Genomic DNA, 22,119 nt, shown 5'->3' on the forward strand with positions numbered 1-22,119 from the left:
GCCGCTTACATCAGCAGCGCCGCCACCAGGTCTTTCCTGTCGTCGCCGGCGCTGCCGTCAAAGCGCAATGCCGCTTCCACATGCGTCAGGTGCTCCACCATCAGGCGTGCCGCCAGATCGGCGTCGCCGCTGCGCGCGGCGTCGAGAAAGCGGCCATGTTCGTCGCACGAGCAGGCAGCATCGTGGCCGGACTGGTACAGCATGGTGATCAGCGAGCTGCGGCCCACCAGTTCGCGCACGATATCGCGCAAGACGGCATTGCCGGCGATGTCGGCCAGCAGCACGTGGAAGTCGCCCAGCAGTTGCGAGCGCAGCGGCGTGGCCTGGGCCAGCGCCATGCGTTCGGCTTTCAGGTGCTTGTCCAGCATCTTGTAGTCGGCCGGTCTGGCCCGCGCGACGAATTCGCGCGCCAGCGCCGCTTCGATGATGCGCCGTGCGGCGAAAATGTCGCGTGCCTCCGCTTCCGTGGGCTGGCTGACGAAGGCGCCTTTGTCCGGTACTATGCGTATCAATTTGTCTTTCGACAGGATCAGCAGGGCGGCACGGATCTTGGTGCGGCTCACGCCATACAGGCGGCACAGCGCCTCTTCGCGCAGCCGGGTGCCGGGCGGCAACTGGCGCGCCACGATGGCCGCCGCAATATGTTCGGCAATCTCCTGCGAGCTGTCGCCGCTGCCGGGCTTGTCCACCGCTGGTGCGCTTGATTCGGTCATGTCAGGTGAGAGCAGAAAGCCAGGGGCAAGGCCAGGCCTTGCAAGTGCATGCCGATGCGGCAGCGTGGCGACGTCAATAGCACTCCCACCATCTGCATGCTGTTTTTGCGCCTTCCATACTGAGAAGGCCAGGCTATTCTACTATCTTGCGGCGCGCTGCGCAGACGGACGCAGCCAGCTTGCGCGGGCTTGCTCCGTATGGTGTAAGCGCGCCGCACTGGCTTGCTGTAAGCGCTTACTGCATCCTGTTTGTGCCATCCTGCATATTTCCCTATGGGAATCCCCATGGGAATCTGTCAACGCTAAATAGAAATGTCCCCTTTTGTCCCAAGTAGAAATGTCCCCTGGGTTCAGTGCAATTGATGGATTTTCTCTTAGTCAGAACCTTGCATGCGGCGGTTTTCCCATGGCGTCGAGTATCGGCATGCGCTTTTTCCAAGGGTGACCTATTTCTGGCACCACCCGGGCGCGTGATTCGATGATGCAATCGACCAGATCGTTGACCTGCTTGCCGTCGACGGGGGCGCATTGATTGCTCGGACCCGGTGATTGCCACAGGGTGTCATACGCTAGCGTACGGCCCTGCCAGCGCAATTGCGTCGCGCCGTCATGATGGCGGTGCACCATGACGGCCGCCCCACGCATGGACAACCCTGAGCTGGCCGTTCTGACTTGAAGCAGGATGCCGTCATGCTGGCAGCTGAGATTTTTCGACAGTTTTCTGGTGTCTTGCACCGACAGGATTTGCCCTATATAATATGGCCTCTTTTCCCTGATAGCTCAGTTGGTAGAGCGACGGACTGTTAATCCGCAGGTCCCTGGTTCGAGTCCAGGTCGGGGAGCCAGAACAAGCAGTAGCAAGCGGCCACGTGGCAACACGTGGCCGCTTTGTTTTGTGCGCCGCTTCTTACTTCCCACTTTCCCGTTTTGTGCTTTCAATTTCTTCCATGCATTACCGGCGCACGCGATGCCTGCCTGCGGGTAGCCGGGGTTTGCAGCGCGGTTTTCCTTCCCGTATCAGGGATCGACGAACACGTCGAAACGGATATTGAGCGGGCTGCCCCAGGAGATGTCGACCCAGGCCCGGAAGCCACCGTTGTAGGGCGCAATGTTGTACACCGCCATGCGCGCTGCGCCGATGAAGCGGTCCTGGGCATTTGCGCTGTATTCGCTGATGTTGAGGAGCACGCGCGAATTGGCCTTCACTTTGGCATTGATGAAGTTGACCGAAGTGTGCACGCCATTGGCGCGCCACGTGTAATACGTGGTGAAGGCGCCGCCGCTCAGGCTCAGGTCCTGTGCGACGGCGCCCTGCGCGCTTTTGCCTTCCTGTTCCATCGGCGCAGTGGTGGCTTCCGGGGCCAGGTTGCTGCCGGTGCGGTGTTCTGTTTTCATTTCCATGATGTACTCCTGATCGATAGTTTGGACGCCGCGCCTGTCGTCGTGCGGCAAGACGCCCTATCTGTTGCCGTGACGGCCAGTGTCACGTCCTGGCTGATAAGGTAGCCGTGTGCTCCCGAGGAGGTGGAGACATTGATTCTAGGCCAGTGGCCAGGCAAAAAGGCCTGCCTGGCGCAGGAAAAGCAGCGGGCATTTGTGCTGGCGCAAACTGCGTGCGGGCGGGCGGCCATGTCATTTCCAGGCGGCTATTTTTCCGTGGGGCGTGCGCGTGCGCATGCAGACGATGGCACAATAGTCCAGCCTGTCGATGCAGACCCCCTTGTGAGCCTAGCCCATGCCGATACTGAACCTGAGCACCGAAACCGATATCTATTACGAACTGATCGAGGGCGACCCCGCCAGGCCCTATCTGGTCTTCCTGCATGAGGGGCTCGGTTGCTGTGCGATGTGGAAAGATTTTCCGGCGCAGCTATGCCAGGCCACGCGATGCCGCGGCTTGCTGTATGACCGCCACGGCTACGGGCAGTCGTCGCCGCTGATGGTGCGCCGCCAGATCCATTATCTGCATGACTACGCACTGTGCGAGCTGCCGCAAGTACTTGCCAGCTTGATACCGGGGCAGGATCATTTTCTCGTCGGCCACTCCGATGGCGGCAGCATCGCCCTGATTTATGCGGCGCAGCAAGCACCGCGCTTGCGCGGCATCATCACGGAAGCAGCGCACGTGTTCGTGGAAAGCATGACACTCGATGGCATCCGTACGGCGGACGCGGCGTTTGGCGCGGGCAAGCTGGGTGCACTGGCGAAGTACCATGGCGAAAAAACCGGGAACATCTTCAAGGCCTGGTCCGACACTTGGCTCAGCTATGGCTTCCAGTTCTGGAACATCGAATACTTGCTGCCTTCCATCGAATGTCCGGCGCTGGTGGTGCAGGGCACGCAAGACCAGTACGGCAGTGCGGCCCAGGTCGACACCATCGTGGCGCAGGCGCTGAACGCCATGCCGGCCATGGTCGAGCAGTGTGGCCACACGCCGCACCAGGAGCAGCCGCAAGCGCTGCTGGCGCTGATGGAAGGTTTTTTACGGGGACGCATGGATGCGCCCCATCACCGGGGACAGGATGCGCATCCACCTGGAGCAACTGGTGCTGACGACCCGCGCTAAAGCGTGCTAAACCGCGCCGCTCAATGGCAGGCGGAATCGCTGTCCCAGCGGCCTGAGCAGATGCGCGAGCGGCACAGCATGCCTTCGATCAGGCCTAGTTGCTTGCAGCGCTGCAACAGACTCGCTGTTTCCTCCTCTTCCTTGCGCAGCACCACGTCGCGCACCGGCGCCGCCGTGCCTTCTTGCCGATGCGCATGCGCCACCATGGCCGTCAACAAGGCGACATCGCTGTCGCCTGGCGCCGTTGTCGCCGGCCTGGGTGCTGGCCGGCGGACGGTGGCCTGGCGCCCGGGCGGCGTCTTGCGCGGCGCGGGCATTGTGGTGGCCAGGGCCGGCACGGCTGGCGGCGCGGCCTCATTGATGATGGTGGCCGCCGTGGGGAGCTGCTGCGGCGAGATGCTGGGCACGGCGGTCACGGCAGTCACGGCGGCGGCATGCGGCGTGGCTGCCCCGTTTGTTTTGAGAGGCGGGGCCGATTCGGGCGCATAAACGAGCACTGCCACGATGAGCGCCGCTGCGCCCACGGCCGCGGCCGCCATTGCAGCGCGCGGCAAGGTGGGGCGCCAGCGCGCAACTACCGGGGCAGCGGCCGGTATTGCGCCATGTTCGAGCTGGGACAGGATGCGGTTGCCGTCGGCCTCGCTGGCGGCCACATTGGCCAGGCTCAGCAGGTTCGGGCCGCGCGGATGGCCATCCCCGGTTTTCAGTAAAGACAAAATATCACCTCCGAACTGGATCGAACTTGATGTAAACCGCGTGCCTGCGGCGCGTGGGCGCATACGATCTAGCGATACTGCCGAGCAATTGCTGTCCGGCCCCTCGCTGATCCCTGTCACGGAGCGCCCCATGTTCGTCGCCCTGGTCCTGATGTATTTCCTGCTCGCCTGTTTCGCTTGCTGGCTGCTGCTGTTTCCCGGCGGCCGCGCGCTGCTGCTGCACGCCATGGTCAACCTGGGCTGGCGCGTGCAGCGGCGCGCCCAGCGCCTGAACCGTGGCGGTGGCGCGCAATGGCAGCGCCTGCAGCTGCACACGGGTTCCGGCATGGCGCGTGCCTGGCACCAGCTGTTGCAACACCGCTGGCTGTCGCTGGCGGGCAGTGTGCTGATCCTCGTGCCGCCACTGCTGGCCTGGCTGTCGAGCGACCGCATCGCCCTGCGCGGCTATGCTGACCGGCAACATGTCATCAATGACCAGGTCAGCGACTTGCTCAAGGGCGAGCAACTGGTGCCGCCGCCGACCCTGCCGCCGCTGCTGTTTTCCACGGCGGAGGTGACGCAGCTGCGACCGCTGCTGGGCGGCGCCAGCCGTAACTGGCAATTGCTCGAGCATGACTACGCGCAACGGCTGCTACTGGTCTTTAAAATCATGAAAGACGTGCATGGCTATGAGATGGTCTTGCTGGAGGGTTACCGCAGTCCGGGGCGCCAGAACCAGCTGGCGGCGGCCGGTCCGAACGTGACGAATGCCAAGGCGTTTCAAAGCTATCACCAGTACGGCCTGGCGGCCGATTGCGCATTCATGCATGAAGGAAAGCTCATCATTTCTGAAAAAAATGCCTGGGCCATGCGCGGCTACCGTTTATATGGCGTGACGGCCGAATCGGTGGGCCTGCGCTGGGGCGGGCGCTGGAGCATGATGGATTTCGGCCATACGGAATTGCCACAACCGCGCGTCCTGGGCAAGTAAGCAGTCACAACAGGGCGCGCCAGCCATTCTAGCGCCGTCAGCGCGTGGCTGATTCACTGGCGAGCTGATGCTTGCGCAGCGTCAACGGCGAGGCGCCGCGCGCCTGGGACGGCCCACTGGAACTTGTCATTTATCAACAAAGTCTCGCTGCATTGCTGTCAGGATGGGCTGCGTCCGCCTTGCTTTGCGGCGGCGCCATTCCTGCTTTGCGACCTCACCCTGGGCTCATCATGCTGCGACGAATCTGGCATTTCCTGACCGACAGCGGCAATCTGAGCATCCTCGGTTTCGTGGCGCTGGCCGTGTTTCTTTACCTGGGCGCCGAGGTGCTGGAAGTGGCGCTGATCTGGGCGCTGGCCTTGCTGCTGCTGGCCTTGATGATCTGGCTGGGCGTGTGGCTGTGGCGCCGGCGCCGCGCGCGGCGCGATGCGCTGGCGCTGGGCCAGGCCATCCTCAACCAGGCCGAGATCGCCGCTGCTCAGGCAGCCTCGGCATCGACGGCATCACATCCGCAGCATGGCGAACTCGACGCCGTGCGCACGGGCATGCTGGAAGCCATCGACACGATCAAGAGTTCCAAGCTGGGTCTCAAGTCGGGCGCCGCCGCCCTGTATGAATTGCCGTGGTACATGATCATCGGCAATCCGGCCGCCGGCAAGAGTAGCGCCATCGTGCACTCGGGCCTGCAATTTCCTTTCGCCGATGGCAAGGTCGTGCAAGGCGTGGGCGGCACGCGCAACTGCGACTGGTTCTTCACCACGGATGGCATCGTGCTCGACACGGCGGGACGCTATTGCGTCGTCGACGAGCACCGCGGCGAATGGTTCGGCTTTCTCGACCTGCTGAAAAAATACCGGCGCAAGGCGCCCATCAACGGCATCCTCATCGCCGTCAGCATTGCCGAACTGGGCGGCGACCCCGATGTCGGCATGCAACTGGCGCGCAGCCTGCGCAAGCGCGTGCAGGACGTCATCGAGCGCCTGGAAGTGTTCGCGCCCCTGTACATCATATTTACCAAGGCCGACCTGATCGCCGGCTTCACGGAGTTTTTCGGGGAAGCCGAACGCAGCGAACGCGAGCGCGTCTGGGGCGCCACCATGGCGTATCAGCGCAAGCTGCCCACGGCGCAGCTGCTGAATTTTTTCGACCAGAGTTTCGACGAATTGCACGATGGCTTGACGGAACTGAGCCTGGCCAACATGGCGCACCGGCAACGCACGACGATGGCGCCCGGCGTATTTACTTTTCCGCTCGAGTTCGCCGCCATGAAGCCCGCCTTGCGCGCCTTCATCGCCACTCTGTTCGAAGAAAATCCGTTCCAGTTCCAGCCTGTGTTCCGCGGCTTTTACCTGACCAGCGCGCTGCAGGAAGGCGTACCCGTGAGCGCTTCCTCGCAGCAGGTGGCGCGCCGCTTCGACCTGGCCTTCGCGCCAGCGCCGGCCTTGCTGCCCGCGGGTGCGCGCCAGCATGGCTATTTCCTGCTCGATCTGTTTCGCAAGGTAATTTTTGCTGACAAGCACCTGGTGGCCAACTATGCCAGCCGTGCCAAGACGCGTTTCAAGTATGCCGTGTTCCTGACGGCCACCGTGACCCTGGGCGCCTGCCTGGGCGGCTGGAGCTGGTCGTACCTGGGCAACCGGCAACTGGTGGCCAATGTCGAGGCCGATCTAAACAAGGTGGTGCGCCTGCAGGAGCAGCGCCTGGACCTGCAATCGCGCCTCGAAGCGCTGGAGATATTGCAGGACCGCATCGAGCAGCTCGAAGCGTACCGCACGCAACGGCCGTGGTCCTTGCGCATGGGCCTGTATCAGGGAGAGTTGCTCGAACGCAAGCTGCGCGAAGAATATTTCGCCGGCGCGCGCCACGTCATGCTCGACCCCGTGGTGGCTGCGCTGGAAGGCTTGCTGGCGGAAATGAACGCCAGCGCCGATCAGTTGCAGCCGACGGCGCGCACGCCGCAGACGCCGGCCGCCGTTCCAGCCGCATCGCCCGCCGTATCTCCCGTCGCTCTGCGCACCTTTCAGTACCAGGCCGCGTCGCCGACGAATGTGGAAGACGCCTATAACGCGCTGAAAACCTATCTGATGCTGGCCGATAAAACGCATGCGGAGAGCAGCCATTTGAATGACCAGATGACGCGCTTCTGGCGCGGCTGGCTGGAGGGCAACCGGGGCGCCATGCCGCGCGAGCAGATGATACGCAGCGCCGAGCGGCTGCTGACGTTTTATCTGGCGCAGGTGGCCGATCCATCGTGGCCGCGCATCGAACAGAAGCTGGCGCTGGTCGATCAGGCGCGCGAAAATCTGCGCCGCGTGGTGCGCGGCATGCCGGCGCGCGAGCGCGTGTACGCCGACATCAAGGCGCGCGCGGCGACGCGTTTTGCCGGCGTGACGGTGGCGCGCATCGTCGGAGAACAGGACCAGGCGCTGCTGGCCGGCAGTCATGCGGTGTCCGGCGCCTACACCCGCCAGGCCTGGGAAACGTTCGTTGAAGGGGCGTTTCGCGAGGCCGCCAACGGCGAACTGCAAAGCGCCGACTGGGTCCTGAAAAGCGCGTCCACCGACGACCTGACACTCGAAGGCAGCCCGGAACAGATCGAGAAAAACCTGGTGGCCATGTACAAGGCCGACTATGCGCGCGAATGGCAGAAGTTCGTGCAGGGCGTGGCCATCGCCGACCTGAAAGGCTTTGACGGCGCCGTGCAAGCCATGAACCGCCTGGGCGACCCGCAAGCGTCGCCCATCGCCAAGCTGCTGACGAGCATCTACCAGGAAACCTCGTGGGACAATCCGGCGCTGCAAAATGCGCAATTGCGCAAGGCCGAGCGGGGCATCATCGCCTGGTTCAAGGAGACGCTGCTGCGCCGCGCGCCGTCGCAACTGACGGCCAATCCCGGCCTGAACGCGCAGATCGATCCGGCCCGCCTGGATAAATCGATGGGGCCCGTGGGCCGCGAATTTGCCGGCGTGGGCAAGCTGGTGGCCGCCAAGGACAAGGGGGCATCGCTGATGCGCGCCTACCTGGAAGCGCTGTCAAAACTGCGCAGCCGATTGAACCAGCTGAAGAACCAGGGCGACGCTGGCCCCGGCGCGCGCCAGTTCATGCAGCAGACCCTGGAAGGCAGCGGCTCCGAACTGGCCGACGCCCTAAAACTGGTCGATGAACAGATGCTCACGGGGATGAGCGACGCGCAAAAGCAGGCCATACGCCCCATCCTCGTGCGGCCATTGATGCAGACCTTCGCCGTCATCGTCGCGCCGGCCGAACTGGAGATCAACAAGACCTGGGCGGCGCAAGTGTATGAGCCGTTCCAGAAGTCGCTGGCGAATAAATATCCGTTTGCGCCTGCGGCGCGCATCGAGGCGAGCAATCTGGAGATCGGCCAGTTCTTCGGGCCGGAAGGGCTGGTGGCGAAATTTGTCACCACCTCCATGGGCCCCCTGGTGGTGCGGCGCGGCGATGTGCTGGCGCCGCGCACCTGGGCCGACATGGGCATCAGCCTGTCGCCGCAGGTAGTGGCGCGCTTTCCTGGCTGGATCGCGCCGCTGGGTGCGGGCGGCGTGGCGGCCACGTCGACGGCGGCGCAGACCGTCTTTCAAATCCAGCCGTCGCCGGCACCGGGCACGCAGGAATACACGGTGGAGATCGACGGCCAGCAGCTACGCTACCGCAATACGCCGGCGCAGTGGACGAATATGCTGCATCCTGGCCCGCAGGGCGCATCTGGCATGCAGGGTGCACGCATAACGGCCGTCACCTTCGACGGGCGCACGCTGGAACTGTTCAACGAACCGGGCCAGTTTGGCCTGAAGCGCATGATCGATGCGGCGACAAAAAAACGCAAGGATGGCGGCGTGTTCGAATTGCGCTGGACGCGCGGCGACATCAGCGTGGCGCTGGACCTGAAAATCACCAGCAGCGCCGAGACGACGGGCGCGGGCGCGGGCGGGACTGCGGCCGTGCTGGAACAGGGCTTTCGCGGCATGAAGCTGCCCGAGACCATCGCCGGCGCAGCAGCTGCCAAACCGGCAAGCGTCGCGGGCGTGGCAGATGCCGTGGCCGAGGTGACGCCGTGAAGCGCGCGCCGCAACAGGTGCGCCTGGGCTACTTTGGCAAAATCCCCGCGCGTGGCGACTTTATCAAGGCGTGCGACAACCACGCGCTGGTGCAACTGCTCGACGACTGGCTGGCGCAGGCCATGAACGCCCTGACGGCGGAGCCGCGCTGGAAACTCAATTATGATGCCTTGCCGCCGCTGCGCTTTGCCTTCGTCGGCACGCGCAGCCGGCGCGCCATCGCCGGGCGCTTGCAGGCGAGCAGCGACCAGTCGCAGCGGCGCTTTCCCTTCATGGCCATGGGCGCGCTGGAAGTCGATGACGCCGACGCCTTTGTCGCCTGCAGCCCGCTGGTGCTGGCGCCGCTGTGGCAGCGCGTGGAGCAGCTGTCGCAAGGCATCGTGGCCAGTGCCGAACCGGGGCCGGCGCTGCTGGCACTGGCCGGCAATGTGGTGGAAATCGATACGGCCGCCGCCTGCCATGCGGCGCAATTGTTCGCCTTCCTGCAGACGCAGACGGTGCACAGCCTGCAAGCCATGCTGGCCACGCCTACGTTTTCCGTGACGCTGCGCGAACTGTTGCTGGGGCTCGGCTTGCTGCTGCGGCCAGTGCGCCAGAGTGGCCGGCCGCGCCTGGAAAAAAGCCTGGTGCTGCCATTGCCGCAAGAGGCGCAAGAGCGCGCGCTGGTGGCCAGTTTCTGGCTGCACCTGGTCACGCCATTCTTGCGCCAGGCCGATTTCGAACTGGCGCTGTTCTTCGCCCATCTTGATGCAGCACCGGTGCTGGTGATCGGCTTTTGCGGCGCCGATCCGCATGGCTTGCGCGCCCTGATCGAGCCGCGGGCGGGCAGCGAACGGCTGGTCGTGTTCGACCAGCTGGACTGGGTCGAGGAGCAGCTGGGGCAAGACCCTGCGCTGCGCCGGTTGTCCGCCTGCCTGCAGCAAGAGCAGCTCTCGCTGCGTTCGGCCTGCGCCATGTTTGCCGATACTTTTGCCTGAAGGATTGCGATGAAACCACCCGTTTTCTTCCTCTTGCTGCTGCTTGCTGGCGCCCCTTGCCGCGCCCAGGCGCAGGCGCAAGCACCCGCCACGCCCTTGCCGGGGCAGATCCTCGTCACCGGCACCCTGGCCGATGAAGCGGGCAAGGCGGCCGTGCTGGCCCGTTTGCGCGAGTTGTATGGCGCCGAGCGCGTGGTCGACCAGATCGCCGTCGGTAACGTGGCCGTGCCAGCCAACTGGAACGCCTATGTGCAGAAACTGATCGTGCCGAACCTGAAGCTCATTTCACGCGGACAGATCAGCATCGACGGCAACAACGTCAGCGTGCGCGGCGAAGTGGCGAATGAAGCGCAGCGCCAGCAGATCGCCAGCGACATCGCCACCAGCCTCAATCCCACGTATATCGTCAACAATGGCTTGCGCGTCAAGGCGGCCGAGGCCGAACAGGGCATGCTCGATGCGGCGCTCGACAAGCGCATCATCGAATTCGACAGCGGCAAGGCGAGCATCACGCCGGCCGGCATGGCCATCTTGGGCGAAATGGCGGCCGTCATGCAAAAGCTCAAGGAGCGCAAGGTGGAAGTGATCGGCCACACGGACAATACGGGCCTGCGCGCCAGCAACGTGGCCCTGAGCCAGGCGCGCGCCGACGCCGTGCGCAGCTATTTCAGCATGCAAGGTATCAAGGCCGAGGCGGTGCTGACGTCGGGCCAGGGCCCGGACCGTCCCGTGGCCAGCAACGCCACGGCCGATGGGCGGGCGCGCAACCGGCGCATCGAGTTCAGAATTGCACAATGATCAACGCGCAGTAGTCAGGCGCACTTCACGGTAACGTGATGCTCAGGTGCGCAGGGCGTGGCGCCAGCTTGACCAGGTCGGCATACGCCGCCAAGGTGATCTGCGTGCCGCGCGTCAGATGCGTTTTCAGGCCCAGATAGGCGCAGATGGCCAGCAGGGCGAAAAAGCTCGACAAGACCCACAGCGGCACATCGCTGCGGCGCTTGTTGACTACCTGGTCGGGTCGTTCAGCGCGCGGCGCGAAACCCCGGCTCTTGCCCTTGATGTGGGCGATCTCGTCGCCCAGGCGGCCACTCAGATAGCTGAGCTTTTCGCCGCCGTCGATCGCATATTTACCCTGGAAGCCGAGCAATAAACACATGTGGAACACTTGCAGCGCCTGCACGCGCATGGCGCCCTTGCCGCGCAGCGCGTCGAGGCGGTCGAAAAAATGTTCACCGGCCAGCTGGTCGCCAAAGATCAGCAGCTGCAGCGGGCGCCGTTCCCACTGCGTGCGCAGGGCGAACGGCGAGGCCAGGATGATTTCATCGACGGCCGCGCAAAATGCATATTTGGCCGCTTCGATATCGTCGCCATCGGCGCGGATCTTCTTCGCTTCGCGTTCGAAGTCGCCGAGGAAGGCCGTGATGCGCTCCATGAAGCCCTGTTCGTCGCCGGGTGCCGAGCCGTTCTTCAGCATGAACAGCATGTAAAAACCTTCGTGCATCAGCTCAAACAGGGCGTTGCCGGTATGGCGATTGGCCGTGCCGGCGGCATAGGCAGGAGAGGGGCCGCGTGGCCCCAGGAGGGAGGGCGCCGCGCGCCGTTCGATGAGCTGGCTCATGCTGTCATCGCGATCAGTTCAAGTTGCAGGTCGCGTATGCCGGCTGGCACATACACGGAAATCGACTGCGCCTTGAGCATTTGCGCATACAGCACGCCGCGGTTGTCGAGCGCAAAATAATAGGTGTCGGGCCGCACGGGAATGGCGGCCGGCACTTGTGGCGCGTGCGACAGTTTCACGCCGGGCATGGCCGACAGCACGCATTTTTCCACGTCGTCTGGCGCGCCGACCTTGACGCGCAGCGGCACGACGTCCACCAGCTCGATGGCGGGCATGGCGGCGCGGATGGCCAGGTACAAGGTGGTGTGCTGGTCGATCTTGCCCGAATCGAGCTTGCCCAGGTAGTAGGACGGCTTGTCCTCGGCCAGGGCGATGGAAAAATATTTGGAGGAGATGACGGTATCGAGCAGTTCGCGGATGATTGCGTCGATGGCGTCAAAACAGGCGCCCGGCTGGGCGTGGTCGTAGGCGGGCAGGCTGGCCAGGGTGTAGTGCCTGGAGTAGCTGAGCAAGCCGCCCGCCAGCCCCAGCAGCGCTTCGTACAGGCGCTCCGGATGCAGGGCAGGGTGGCGCACATAATGCATTAGCGCGGCCGCCGCCGTGCTGACCGTGTGCAGCAGCCAGAACGAGGACACGTCGCCGGAGCGAAATTCGATCACGTTGCGGCTCGGTTCACGGTGGTGGCCATGCAGCGCGGCGACCTTGGCCTGCAGCGCATCGAGCAGGTGTTCCAGCATGCCTTGCAGGCGCGGCGCGCCGGCAATCGCCAGGCTGGGCGCCATGAACGATGGCACGGGTTCGTAACCGCCCGATACCGTGCGCCGCAGCGCGATCAGCGGCAGGCAGTCGTAGGAGCCGCGCGCCTCGCTGTCGGGAATCAGGCGCAGGGTTTTTTTCAGGTAGGCCACGTCGGCCACGCTTGATTCCGTAAACAGGTCGGGCGTGGCGCGCATGGCATGCACATAGCGGGTGGTGGGCGGCGTGCTACCCACCGTGCTTTCTGGCTTGCCGTGCACCGTGTAGTTCATGCCTTCGCAGTTGAGCACCGGCAGGGCCGCGTAATACGTCACTTCCTGCAAGGCGGGCGGCAGCGCTGCCAGGTCCACCGGCGGGGGCAGGGCGTCGCCGCCCGGCGCGCCGTCGCCCGCCGCGTCGAATATTTCGCCATCACGAAAGATCGCCGACAGCGCCTGCAGGCGCAAGGTGCCGCTCTTCAGTGCTGCCAGGTCCCACTCCATGTGCGCCACGCCCCACAGATACGGGTGCAGCGCGCTGGCCGTATGATGCAGGCGCATTTCGTGATACTGATCCTGGCGCTGGAAATGCTGCGGCCGCAGGAACAGGCCTTCGCCCCACAAGACTTTCGTTGCCATGCCCATGTCGTTTCTCCTGGTGTGAGTGGCGTGTCGATGAATGAGCGTTACTGGCAGCGCAGGGCCGACAGCGACGCCATGGCGCCGTCCGCGCCACCGCCCACGCTCAGGGCGCAGGCATGCAGGCCGACGGTAATGCCGCCGCGCTGCACATCGGCGGCGGCAAAGGTTGCGCGCCAGCGCTGCGCCGCAGGGGCGCGGAACAGGGCTACCACGCCGATGAAATATGCTTCCTTGCTAACCTTTTCCTGCACCTCGTAGCGCTGGCCGGGCACCAGCAGCACTTCCTTCACTTCCATCAAGTCGGCGCCTAGTGCGGCTTTTTCCTTGTGCGCGTCGAGGAAGCTGTCGTACGGCGCCTGCTCGAAGGCGGTGCTCTGGCGCAGCTTGTAGATACGCGCCACCAGCGCCAGCGGCCGGCCTTCGGCATCGGTATTGAGGCGCTGTGCCGCGTGCAGGCGGATGCTCACCGCGTACGGCGGCTGTTGCGCGTCGGGCAGTGCCAAAGGCGGCCTGGCCACGCCCGCCATTTGCAGCGCCGCGTTGGCGAAGGTGCCGATGGCGCCGCCCGCGCAGCCGGCCAGCGGCAGCAGCACGGTGGCGCAGGACAGCAGGCGCAGTGAATAGGGAAAGGGAAAGGGGAATGGCATGCAGGGAAATGGCATGGCTGGCCAGCCTTCGCAAAAGTAATGCGTGGAAAGAAAGTGCTGCAGTCATTTAATCGCATGCGCCATGACGCTACTTGCGTTGGCGCAAAGACTGATCTGCGATCGTCGTCATTGCTGTGCCAGATCAGGTGTCAGGCGGATGTATTGCGTTGTTGAGTGGAACTTCTTCTTTGCTGATTAATCTCAATCTGGCAACAAAATTGGCGATCAATAATGGCCTCCACCAAGGCGCCGCCCATCGTTCCCAGCGGTAGCGTCCTCCACGTGAAGGAATACCCCGATGAAATCAGCCACACGCTTGTCTCGTATTGCCTGCCTTGCCAGCGCCTTGCTGCTGGCCGCCTGCGCCACGCCGGAACAGCCGGCGCCCAAAAATCCTGCCGCGCCGACCCTGGCGCAAGTCATGAGCGACGCCGATGCCGCTGCGCGGGCCGGCCAGTATGAACGTGCCATAGCCTTGCTCAAAGGTGGCGGTGCCAGCTACCCGACCGACAAGGCGCCGTGGCTGCAGATGGCGCAGATGAAGTTTGACCGCGGCCAGTACGGCGACGCCATCGGCCATGCGCTCGAAGCGCTCGAACGCGCTCCCGACGACAAGGTCGCCAACAGCATCGTCGCCGTCAGCGGCTTGCGTTTGTCGGGCAAGGCCCTGGCCGATTTGTCGCGGCAAAACAATCTGAATGGTTCGCTGCGTTCGGAGGCGCAAGAGCTGGCCAAGCTGCTGCGCTTGAGCATCGGCGAGGAAGTGCTGGTGCCACCGGCCAGGCGCCCGGTGGCGGCAGGAAAACGCGCGGCCGGCTCCGGCGCGCCAGCTGCGGCGGCGAAAGGCGCGCAAGGCAGCACGGCCGACCCGTTCAGCGGCTTGAAATAAACCGGCGCCGCTTCTCCCACTTTGCAAAGGAATCGACATGCCCAAGTCCGACAGTGTGCAGAAACGCCTGCAAAAAGTACGCGCACCGCGCGTGCAGATGACCTACGACGTCGAAATCGGCGACGCGATTGAAAACAAGGAGCTGCCCTTCGTGGTGGGCGTGCTGGGTGACTTTGGCGGTAATCCCGATAGCGAGAAAAAGCGCCTAAAGGACCGCAAGTTCGTCGCCGTCGACGGCCATAATTTCGACGAAGTGCTGGCCGGCGTGGAGCCGGTGGCGCGCTTCGCCGTGCAGAACCGCATCAGCGAGGCGGCCGGCACCTTCGCCGTCGATCTGCATTTCCGCTCGATGGACGACTTCCGTCCGGAGTCGGTGGTGCGCCAGGTCGAGCCCTTGCGCAAGCTGCTCGAAGCGCGCACCAAGCTGGCCGATTTGCGCAACAAGCTGGCGGGCAATGACAAGCTGGAAGACTTGCTGACGGACGTGTTGAACAACACCGGCAGCCTGGCCACCCTGAAACCGCAGTTCCCAGTGCAGGAGGATTGAGATGAACGCCCAGGCAGAAGTCAATGCATTACCGGCAGCCAGCGCGCCAGCCCCGGCGACGGACTTGCTCGACCAGATCGTCGAACAAAGCCGTGTCGCCAAGTCCGGCGCCGAACATGCGCGCGCCCGCGACCTGATCTCGGAACTGGTGGCGCAGGTGCTCGATGGCACGGTGCTGATGTCGCACAGCCTGTCGGCCACCCTGGACGCGCGCGTGGCTGAAATCGACCGCCTGATTTCCGCCCAGCTCAGCGAAATCATGCACGCGGCGCCGTTCCAGCAGTTAGAGCAAAGCTGGACCGGGCTGCGCTACCTGGTGGGCAATTCCGATACGGGGGCGCGCCTGCAGATCCGCATGTTCAACGCCACCAAGCGCGAGTTGGTGAAGGATTTCCAGGCGGCGCTGGAGTTCGACCAGAGCAGCATATTCAAGAAGGTCTACGAAGAGGAATTCGGCACCTTCGGCGGCGCGCCGTACGCAGCGCTGTTGGGCGACTACGCCATCTCGCGCCAGCCCGAAGACATGTACTTTGTCGAGCAGATGTCGCATATCGCGGCCGCCGCGCACGCGCCGTTCATCGCCTCGGCGGCGCCGGAACTGTTTGGCCTGGAAAGCTACGGCGACCTGGGCAAGCCACGCGACCTGGCGAAAGTCTTCGACACCATCGAATACGCGAAATGGAAAGCCTTCCGCGAATCAGAAGATGCGCGCTACGTGGGCTTGACCTTGCCGCGCTTCCTGGGCCGGCTGCCATTCAACCCCGTCGACGGCACCACCGTGGAGGGATTCAATTTTGTCGAGGAAGTCGATGGCAGCGACCACCATAAATACCTGTGGTGCAACGCCGCCTATGCGTTTGGCAGCAAGCTGACGCGCGCCTTCGCCGACTATGGCTGGTGCGCCGCCATCCGCGGCGTGGAAGGCGGCGGCCTGGTGGACGATCTGCCCACGCATACCTTCAAGACGGACGAAGGCGACGTGGCCCTGAAATGCCCGGCCGAAGTGGCGATCACCGACCGCCGCGAAAAGGAATTAAGCGACCTGGGTTTCATCTCGCTGGTGCACTGCAAGAACACGGCGTATGCCGCTTTCTTCGGCGCCCAGTCGGCGCAGAAAAGCCGCAAGTATGGCAGCGACGCGGCCAATGCGAATGCGGTACTGTCGTCGCAGCTGCAGTACATTTTCGCCGTCTCGCGCATCGCCCACTACATGAAGGCCATGATGCGCGACAAGATCGGCAGCTTTGCCGCCGCCTCCAACGTGGAGGATTTCCTGAACCGCTGGCTGATGCAGTACGTGCTGCTCGACGATAACGCCAGCCAGGAGCAAAAGGCGCAGTTCCCCTTGCGCGAAGCATCGGTGCAAGTGCATGAAGTGCCGGGCCGCTCCGGCGTGTACCGCGCCGTGTCGTTTTTGCGGCCGCACTTTCAGCTCGATGAATTATCCGTTTCACTCCGACTGGTCGCGGAGTTGCCGAAGTCGACCAATTCCTGATCCATCGGATCATCTTTCAACCACAGGAGCACACCATGGCAATCGATGTATATCTGCAGATAGACGGCATCAAGGGCGAGTCCACCGATGACAAGCACAAGGAGTGGATCGAGTGCAAATCGGTCAGCTGGAGCGTCGAGCAGCCGAAGTCCGCCACCGCCTCGACCGGTGGCGGCCACACGGCCGAACGCTGCGAGCACAAGGACATCGTCATCTCCAAGCTGGCCGACCTGGCCTCGCCGGTGTTGCTGCAGACTTGCTCGGCCGGCAAGACCATCCCCAAGGCGCGCTTTGAATTCATGCGTGCCGATGGCCAGGGCGAGCGCGTCAAGTACTTTGAAATCGAGATCGAAAATGTGCTGATCGGCGCTGTCACGCCCAATGTGGCAGAGGGCGATATTTTGGGCGAACATGTCGGCTTCAAGTTCTCGAAAGTGAAGTGGAAATACACGCAGCAAAAAGTGACGGGCGGCGCCGGTGGCAATACCTCGGGCGGCTGGGACCTGGCCGCGAACCGCGTGGCTTGATCCATCGTGCGCGGCACGCGGCGGTGATGCCGGCGCGTGCCGCGCCGACTTTTCAGGAGTGCGCATGGACAGTTATGTACCTGGCTTGTTCGACCGCCTGATGGGCGATTCCAGTGGGGCCGCCGGTGGCGTGGTGGCGCGCCTGTCGCTCGATCAGCTCAAGGATGCGGTGGCGCGCGACCTGGAGGAATTGCTCAACACGCGCGTGGCCTTGCCGCCTGGCGCGCTTGACGCCTACCCCGAATGCGCCGCCTCGATCGTCAACTACGGCCTGATTGATTTTGCCGGCATGTGTTTGTCCAGCAGCGATGACCGCGCACGCATCTGCGCCGCTTTGACCGCGGCCATCGAGCGCCACGAGCCGCGTTTGCGCAATGTGCGTGCGCGCCTGGAACGCGAAGCGGGCGCCATCAACCGGGTCGGTTTCGTCATCAGCGGCACCCTGGCCGTGACAGCCGGCGGCGAGACGGTCAATTTCGATGCCGTGCTGCAGCCGTCGTCGCTGCGCTACTCGATCAACCGCAAGGGAGCCGCCGTATGAGTAATAAGCTGAAAACCCTGATCGCCAAGCTGAATGACACGGCGCGCACGGCCGCCACGCGCGCCGCTGGTATCTGCGTGGGACTGGGCCAGTACGAAGTCGATATCGAACACCTGTTCCTGGCCCTGCTGGAGCAGGAACGCAGCGATTTCGTCACCATCGCGCGGCGCAGCGAAATCAGCCTGTCCGCGCTGGAGGCAGACTTGCGCCGCGAGATCGGCAGCTTCAAGACGGGCAGCGCGCGCACGCCCGTGTTTTCTCCCCATGTGCCGCTGCTGTTCGAACACGCCTGGCTGATCGCCTCGCTGGGCACGGCCGAGCCCGGCTCGATCCGCAGTCGGGATTTGCTGCTGGCGTTGCTGACGGAGCCGGAACTGTCGCAGCTCGCGTACCGCGGCTCGAAGCTGTTTGCCCGCTTCAGCGTGGAACAATTGAAGCACCATCCGGACAGACTGACGGCCGGCTCCGACGAGGAAAGTTCGGCCATGCCGCAACGTTCCGAAACACCTGACGATCCTGTCGCCACGCTGGCCAGCAGGACTCCCGCGCTAGACCAGTTCACCACTGACCTGACGCAACTGGCGCGCGATGGCAAACTCGATCCCGTGATCGGGCGCGAAGCGGAGATACGCCAGGCGGTCGACATCCTGCTGCGGCGCCGGCAGAACAATCCGATCCTGACGGGCGAGGCGGGCGTGGGCAAGACTGCCGTGGTGGAAGGGCTGGCCCTGCGCATCGCCACCGGCGACGTGCCCCAGGTGCTGCAGGGCGCGCACCTCCACACGCTCGATATGGGCTTGCTGCAGGCCGGCGCCAGCGTGAAGGGCGAGTTCGAAAGCCGCTTGAAAAATGTCATCGACGAGGTGGCGAAAAGCCCGCACCCGGTCATCCTCTTCATCGACGAGGCGCACACCATGATCGGCGCCGGTGGCCAGGCGGGGCAGAACGATGCGGCCAATTTGCTCAAACCGGCACTGGCGCGCGGCGCCCTGCGCACGATCGCCGCCACCACCTGGAGCGAATACAAAAAATACTTTGAGAAGGATGCGGCCTTGGCGCGGCGTTTCCAGGTGGTGAAGGTGGAAGAACCCAGCGAAGACATCGCCTGCGCCATGCTGCGCGCCATGGCGCCGCTGATGGAGCGCCATTTTGGTATCCGCGTGCGCGACGCCGCCATCGTCGAGGCGGTGCGCCTGTCGCACCGGTATGTCAGTGGGCGCCAGCTGCCCGACAAGGCCATCAGCGTGCTCGATACGGCCTGCGCCAAGGTGGCGCTGGGGCAGAGCGCCACGCCGGCGCAGCTGGAAAACGCCAACCGCCAGCACGAGCGCATCGGCGCGGAAATCGCCGCGTTGGCGCGTGAGGCGGCCGATGGCGAAGTGCCCGATAAAGCTGGCGCCACGCGGCTGGCGCAGCTGCGCCGCGAGCATGTGGGCGGGCAGGCGGCGATTGCGGCGCTGGCGCAGCGCTGGGAGCGCGAAAAGGCGCTGGTGGCGCAGATCGGCGGTTTGCGCGTGCAGTTGCGCGGCGAGCGTCCGGGCGAGGGCGGCGCGGCGCGCCTGCTGGCGCTGAAGGAAGAACTGGCGGCGCTGCAGGGCGAGTCGCCCCTGGCGCCGCTGGAAGTCGATGCGCAAGTGGTGGCGGGCATCGTCGCCGCCTGGACCGGTATCCCGCTGGGCAAGATGCTCAAGGACGAGATTCGCACGGTGCTGACCCTCGACGCGGCGCTGCGCGAACGGGTGCTGGGGCAAGACCACGTCATCGACGCGGTGGCGCAGCGCGTGCGCACGGCGCGCGCCAGCCTGGATGAGCCGAACAAGCCGCAGGCCGTGTTTTTGTTTACCGGGCCATCCGGCACGGGCAAGACGGAAACGGCGCTGGCGCTGGCCGACCTGCTGTACGGCGGCGAGCGCAAACTCATTACCCTGAACATGAGCGAGTACCAGGAAGCGCACAGCGTGGCCGGCCTGAAAGGTTCGCCACCCGGCTATGTGGGCTACGGCGAAGGCGGCGTGCTGACGGAAGCGGTGCGGCGCCAGCCCTACAGCGTGGTGCTGCTCGACGAAGCGGAAAAAGCCCACCCCGATGTGCTCGAACTGTTCTTCCAGGTGTTCGACAAGGGCGTGCTCGATGACGCCGAAGGACGCGAAGTCGATTTTCGCAATACCATCATCATCGCCACCTCGAACCTGGGCTCGGGCGCCGTGATGGCCGCCTGCCTGAACCGGGCAACGCAAGACTTGCCCACGCCGGGCGCGCTGGAAGAACTGGTGCGTGCGCAACTGGTGGCGCACTTCAAGCCGGCCTTGCTGGGGCGCCTGAAGGTGCTGCCGTTCTACCCATTGAACGATGCCGTGCTGGCCGAGATCATCGCCCTGAAGCTGGCGCGCATCGGCGCGCGCATCGCGCGCAACCACCAGGCACAGTTCAGCCACGACGCAGCGCTGGTCGAGGCTGTGCTGGCGCGCTGCACCGAGGTCGATTCGGGCGCGCGCAATGTCGACCAGATCCTCAATGGCAGCTTGCTGCCGGCGATTGCCGAAGCGGTGCTGGCGCGCATGGCCGAGGGCGAACCGGTCGTCTCCATTCGCGTCGGCGCCAGCAAGCTGGGGCAGTTCAAGTACACAGTGAAGTAAGGCCAACCGTCGGAGCACGCCATGTTCAATCTCGATCAGTTGCTGCACCCTGTCAGCGCCGTCAGCCCATGCGGTGGCGACATCACCTTCAGCCAGGAGCTTGACGCCATCGCGCGCGCGCGCCAGCACGATGACCCCAGCCTGGACCAGGGCGAGTGGGTAACGGCGTTGAAGGAAGCGGATTGGCCGTTCGTGGCGACGCGCTGCGAACAGCTGATCGCCTCGCACAGCAAGGACATGCGCGTGGCCGTGTGGCTGGCCGAGGCGCATGCCAAGACGCGCCATTTTCGTGGCCTGGGCGACGGCTACATGCTGCTGGCGGGCCTGTGCGAGCGCTATTGGGATGGCTTGTATCCGCTGGCCGAAGAGGGCGGCCACGAACAGCGCATCGGCAACCTGTTCTGGCTTTTGTCACGTACGCCGCACCTGGTGCGCGAGATTGCCCTGACGGCCGGCGCCGACGGCCAGTTTTCGCTGCAGGATTTCGACGCGGCGCGCCAGCGCGCGCTCAGAGCGGCCGTGCCCGAGCAAGGCTGGGGCGAGCCGCAGCAGGATGCTGCGGCGACCCTAGCGCAGATGGAGACGGCGCGGCAGAAAAACACGCGCGAGTTTTCCGAAGCTTTGCTGGCCGATGCGCAGTACTGCATGCAGTCGCTGCTGGCGCTCGAACGCAGCGTCGATGCGCGCTTCGGCACGGACGGGCCGAGTTTTCGCGCCGCTCGCGAAGCGCTGGAAAACGCCATCCACTTCATCGCACCGCTGGCGTCCGACGGGGATTTTTCCGGCGCACCGCCGGTCTCTTCCTCGGGCGCCGGCCAAGGAGGCGCCATCGTGCAGCGCCAGCAGGCGCTGGCCCAGCTGCGCCAGGTGGCTGATTTCTTTCGCCGCACGGAGCCGCACAGTCCCGTCGCCTATCTGGCCGACAAGGCCGCCAGTTGGGGCGAGCTGCCCCTGCATTTGTGGCTGCGCGCCGTCGTCAAGGACCAGGGCACGCTGGCGCAGCTCGACGAGATGCTGGGCACGGACAGCGCGAACGGGTGAGGATGTTTGTGCCTTCTATGCTACCCTGCCAGCATGTCCGGCTGGCTCTTTTTACCTGCCGCGCCCTGCCTGTTTTTCGCTGCCAGCCCGTGCAGCTGTATGGCAGCGCATCGAGCGCGAGCGCCGATGCTAACGTAACGATACCCGAAACGGTGCAGCTGGCCAGCCGGCAGGGCCAACTGGGTTTCACGCTGCGCCAGCCTGCCCGGCATCCGTACCGTGAGGATTTTATCCCTGGAGAAATAATGAAAAAAACGCTATTCCTGTGCGCGCTACTGCTGGCCGGCTGCGTGGGCCGGCCCGAGAATATTGAACCTGTCAGCCATTTCGATAGCAGCAAATATTTGGGCAAGTGGTACGAAATCGCGCGCCTCGAGCATTCCTTCGAACGTGGCCTGAGCCAGGTGACGGCCGACTACAGCCTGCGCCAGGATGGCGGCCTGAAAGTGATCAACCGTGGTTACAAGGATGCGGATGCGGTCTGGAAGGAAGTCGAAGGCAAGGCGTATTTCGTCGACAGGAAAGACGTGGGCTATCTGAAAGTGTCGTTTTTTGGCCCCTTCTATGGTTCCTACATCATCTTCGACCTGGACCCGCAAGCTTACAGCTATTCCCTGATCAGCGGACCCGACAAATCCTACTTGTGGTTGCTGTCGCGTACGCCCACGATGGACCCCGCATTACAGCAGAAATTGGTCGACAAGGCCCGGGGACTGGGTTTCGATACGTCAAAATTGATCTATGTGAAGCAAAACTGATGCAGCTTGCATGCCGCCCGTTC

20 protein-coding genes and 1 tRNA gene are annotated in these 22,119 nt (G+C 64.2%); 14 read left to right on the top strand and 7 right to left on the bottom strand.

Going from position 1 to position 22,119, the window contains the following annotated elements:
* Positions 1–5: 5 nt before the first annotated feature.
* Both ACQ4W6_RS21910 and ACQ4W6_RS21915 read right to left on the bottom strand, forming a co-directional pair.
* The gene (locus ACQ4W6_RS21910) at positions 6–713 is read right to left on the bottom strand and encodes a GntR family transcriptional regulator (protein WP_436569280.1); all 708 of its coding nucleotides are present in this window, start codon (positions 711–713) and stop codon (positions 6–8) included.
* A 378-nt stretch (positions 714–1,091) separates the two neighbouring features.
* Positions 1,092–1,358: a hypothetical protein gene (locus ACQ4W6_RS21915; RefSeq protein ID WP_436569281.1), complete on the bottom strand. Its 267-nt coding sequence runs from the start codon at positions 1,356–1,358 to the stop codon at positions 1,092–1,094.
* Positions 1,359–1,482: 124 nt separating this feature from the next.
* Here ACQ4W6_RS21915 and ACQ4W6_RS21920 point away from each other — a divergent pair.
* A tRNA-Asn gene (locus ACQ4W6_RS21920) sits at positions 1,483–1,558 on the top strand.
* A gap of 172 nt (positions 1,559–1,730) precedes the next feature.
* Here ACQ4W6_RS21920 and ACQ4W6_RS21925 read toward each other — a convergent pair.
* Positions 1,731–2,114, bottom strand: a complete 384-nt coding sequence (locus tag ACQ4W6_RS21925; RefSeq protein ID WP_436569282.1) for a hypothetical protein — start codon at positions 2,112–2,114, stop codon at positions 1,731–1,733.
* A 334-nt stretch (positions 2,115–2,448) separates the two neighbouring features.
* Between ACQ4W6_RS21925 and ACQ4W6_RS21930 the strand changes: the two genes are divergently transcribed.
* The gene (locus tag ACQ4W6_RS21930; protein WP_436569283.1) at positions 2,449–3,279 is read left to right on the top strand and encodes an alpha/beta fold hydrolase; all 831 of its coding nucleotides are present in this window, start codon (positions 2,449–2,451) and stop codon (positions 3,277–3,279) included.
* 20 nt (positions 3,280–3,299) lie between these two features.
* Here the strand turns inward: ACQ4W6_RS21930 and ACQ4W6_RS21935 are convergent, their stop codons facing one another.
* Positions 3,300–3,995: a hypothetical protein gene (locus ACQ4W6_RS21935; protein ID WP_436569284.1), complete on the bottom strand. Its 696-nt coding sequence runs from the start codon at positions 3,993–3,995 to the stop codon at positions 3,300–3,302.
* 130 nt (positions 3,996–4,125) lie between these two features.
* On the opposite strand from ACQ4W6_RS21935, the gene ACQ4W6_RS21940 reads away from it, so the two are divergent.
* The 4 genes from ACQ4W6_RS21940 to ACQ4W6_RS21955 all read left to right on the top strand — a co-directional run bounded on the left by ACQ4W6_RS21940 (position 4,126) and on the right by ACQ4W6_RS21955 (position 10,816).
* The gene (locus ACQ4W6_RS21940) at positions 4,126–4,965 is read left to right on the top strand and encodes a M15 family metallopeptidase (protein WP_436569285.1); all 840 of its coding nucleotides are present in this window, start codon (positions 4,126–4,128) and stop codon (positions 4,963–4,965) included.
* 230 nt (positions 4,966–5,195) lie between these two features.
* On the top strand, positions 5,196–9,041 hold the full coding sequence (gene tssM / locus ACQ4W6_RS21945) for a type VI secretion system membrane subunit TssM (protein ID WP_436569286.1): 3,846 nt from the start codon (positions 5,196–5,198) through the stop codon (positions 9,039–9,041).
* Positions 9,038–10,018, top strand: coding sequence for a type VI secretion system-associated protein TagF (gene tagF, locus ACQ4W6_RS21950; protein ID WP_436569287.1), 981 nt, complete (start codon positions 9,038–9,040; stop codon positions 10,016–10,018). Before tssM ends, tagF begins: the two co-directional genes overlap by 4 nt.
* A gap of 9 nt (positions 10,019–10,027) precedes the next feature.
* Complete coding sequence (locus ACQ4W6_RS21955; protein WP_436569288.1) at positions 10,028–10,816, top strand: OmpA family protein; 789 nt, start codon at positions 10,028–10,030, stop codon at positions 10,814–10,816.
* Positions 10,817–10,841: 25 nt separating this feature from the next.
* Here ACQ4W6_RS21955 and icmH read toward each other — a convergent pair whose 3' ends face one another.
* From icmH to tssJ, 3 genes are read right to left on the bottom strand one after another with little or no spacing between them, the layout of a single operon-like run.
* Positions 10,842–11,639 carry a type IVB secretion system protein IcmH/DotU gene (gene icmH, locus ACQ4W6_RS21960; RefSeq protein ID WP_436569289.1) on the bottom strand — a complete coding sequence of 266 codons (798 nt, stop codon included), beginning with the start codon at positions 11,637–11,639 and terminating at the stop codon, positions 10,842–10,844.
* A complete protein-coding gene (tssK, locus tag ACQ4W6_RS21965; protein ID WP_436569290.1) occupies positions 11,636–13,018 on the bottom strand; it encodes a type VI secretion system baseplate subunit TssK in 1,383 nt (460 codons plus the stop codon). Before tssK ends, icmH begins: the two co-directional genes overlap by 4 nt.
* A gap of 41 nt (positions 13,019–13,059) precedes the next feature.
* Positions 13,060–13,677, bottom strand: a complete 618-nt coding sequence (tssJ, locus tag ACQ4W6_RS21970; RefSeq protein WP_436569291.1) for a type VI secretion system lipoprotein TssJ — start codon at positions 13,675–13,677, stop codon at positions 13,060–13,062.
* 283 nt (positions 13,678–13,960) lie between these two features.
* On the opposite strand from tssJ, the gene ACQ4W6_RS21975 reads away from it, so the two are divergent.
* The 8 genes from ACQ4W6_RS21975 (at position 13,961) to ACQ4W6_RS22010 (ending at position 22,096) form a co-directional block, all read left to right on the top strand.
* Positions 13,961–14,551, top strand: coding sequence for a tetratricopeptide repeat protein (locus ACQ4W6_RS21975; RefSeq protein ID WP_436569292.1), 591 nt, complete (start codon positions 13,961–13,963; stop codon positions 14,549–14,551).
* 37 nt (positions 14,552–14,588) lie between these two features.
* Complete coding sequence (gene tssB, locus ACQ4W6_RS21980; RefSeq protein ID WP_436569293.1) at positions 14,589–15,098, top strand: type VI secretion system contractile sheath small subunit; 510 nt, start codon at positions 14,589–14,591, stop codon at positions 15,096–15,098.
* Between the two features lies 1 nt (position 15,099).
* Positions 15,100–16,593 carry a type VI secretion system contractile sheath large subunit gene (tssC, locus tag ACQ4W6_RS21985; RefSeq protein WP_436569294.1) on the top strand — a complete coding sequence of 498 codons (1,494 nt, stop codon included), beginning with the start codon at positions 15,100–15,102 and terminating at the stop codon, positions 16,591–16,593.
* Between the two features lie 35 nt (positions 16,594–16,628).
* A complete protein-coding gene (locus ACQ4W6_RS21990; protein WP_436569295.1) occupies positions 16,629–17,120 on the top strand; it encodes an Hcp family type VI secretion system effector in 492 nt (163 codons plus the stop codon).
* Between the two features lie 64 nt (positions 17,121–17,184).
* Positions 17,185–17,661, top strand: coding sequence for a type VI secretion system baseplate subunit TssE (gene tssE / locus ACQ4W6_RS21995; RefSeq protein ID WP_436569296.1), 477 nt, complete (start codon positions 17,185–17,187; stop codon positions 17,659–17,661).
* A complete protein-coding gene (gene tssH, locus ACQ4W6_RS22000; RefSeq protein ID WP_436569297.1) occupies positions 17,658–20,297 on the top strand; it encodes a type VI secretion system ATPase TssH in 2,640 nt (879 codons plus the stop codon). The genes tssE and tssH overlap by 4 nt, the downstream gene beginning before the upstream one ends.
* Positions 20,298–20,318: 21 nt before the next feature.
* Positions 20,319–21,338, top strand: coding sequence for a type VI secretion system protein TssA (tssA, locus tag ACQ4W6_RS22005; RefSeq protein ID WP_436569298.1), 1,020 nt, complete (start codon positions 20,319–20,321; stop codon positions 21,336–21,338).
* A 245-nt stretch (positions 21,339–21,583) separates the two neighbouring features.
* Entirely contained in the window at positions 21,584–22,096 is a 513-nt protein-coding gene (locus ACQ4W6_RS22010) for a lipocalin family protein (protein WP_436569299.1), read from the top strand.
* Positions 22,097–22,119 lie beyond the last annotated feature (23 nt).

It is taken from the genome of Janthinobacterium woesei (assembly GCF_051380875.1).
In the GTDB taxonomy this organism is placed as follows: domain Bacteria; phylum Pseudomonadota; class Gammaproteobacteria; order Burkholderiales; family Burkholderiaceae_D; genus Janthinobacterium.

Coding starts and splice junctions, on each gene's coding strand:
- tssK (WP_436569290.1), bottom strand. CDS start 13,018: ATGGGCATGGCAACGAAAGTCTTGTGGGGCGAAGGCCTGTTCCTGCGG.
- ACQ4W6_RS22010 (WP_436569299.1), top strand. CDS start 21,584: ATGAAAAAAACGCTATTCCTGTGCGCGCTACTGCTGGCCGGCTGCGTG.
- tssE (WP_436569296.1), top strand. CDS start 17,185: ATGGACAGTTATGTACCTGGCTTGTTCGACCGCCTGATGGGCGATTCC.
- ACQ4W6_RS21990 (WP_436569295.1), top strand. CDS start 16,629: ATGGCAATCGATGTATATCTGCAGATAGACGGCATCAAGGGCGAGTCC.
- tssA (WP_436569298.1), top strand. CDS start 20,319: ATGTTCAATCTCGATCAGTTGCTGCACCCTGTCAGCGCCGTCAGCCCA.
- tssM (WP_436569286.1), top strand. CDS start 5,196: ATGCTGCGACGAATCTGGCATTTCCTGACCGACAGCGGCAATCTGAGC.
- tssB (WP_436569293.1), top strand. CDS start 14,589: ATGCCCAAGTCCGACAGTGTGCAGAAACGCCTGCAAAAAGTACGCGCA.
- ACQ4W6_RS21955 (WP_436569288.1), top strand. CDS start 10,028: ATGAAACCACCCGTTTTCTTCCTCTTGCTGCTGCTTGCTGGCGCCCCT.
- tssC (WP_436569294.1), top strand. CDS start 15,100: ATGAACGCCCAGGCAGAAGTCAATGCATTACCGGCAGCCAGCGCGCCA.
- ACQ4W6_RS21925 (WP_436569282.1), bottom strand. CDS start 2,114: ATGGAAATGAAAACAGAACACCGCACCGGCAGCAACCTGGCCCCGGAA.
- ACQ4W6_RS21930 (WP_436569283.1), top strand. CDS start 2,449: ATGCCGATACTGAACCTGAGCACCGAAACCGATATCTATTACGAACTG.
- tssH (WP_436569297.1), top strand. CDS start 17,658: ATGAGTAATAAGCTGAAAACCCTGATCGCCAAGCTGAATGACACGGCG.
- ACQ4W6_RS21940 (WP_436569285.1), top strand. CDS start 4,126: ATGTTCGTCGCCCTGGTCCTGATGTATTTCCTGCTCGCCTGTTTCGCT.
- ACQ4W6_RS21915 (WP_436569281.1), bottom strand. CDS start 1,358: ATGCGTGGGGCGGCCGTCATGGTGCACCGCCATCATGACGGCGCGACG.
- tssJ (WP_436569291.1), bottom strand. CDS start 13,677: ATGCCATTTCCCTGCATGCCATTCCCCTTTCCCTTTCCCTATTCACTG.
- ACQ4W6_RS21975 (WP_436569292.1), top strand. CDS start 13,961: ATGAAATCAGCCACACGCTTGTCTCGTATTGCCTGCCTTGCCAGCGCC.
- ACQ4W6_RS21910 (WP_436569280.1), bottom strand. CDS start 713: ATGACCGAATCAAGCGCACCAGCGGTGGACAAGCCCGGCAGCGGCGAC.
- icmH (WP_436569289.1), bottom strand. CDS start 11,639: ATGAGCCAGCTCATCGAACGGCGCGCGGCGCCCTCCCTCCTGGGGCCA.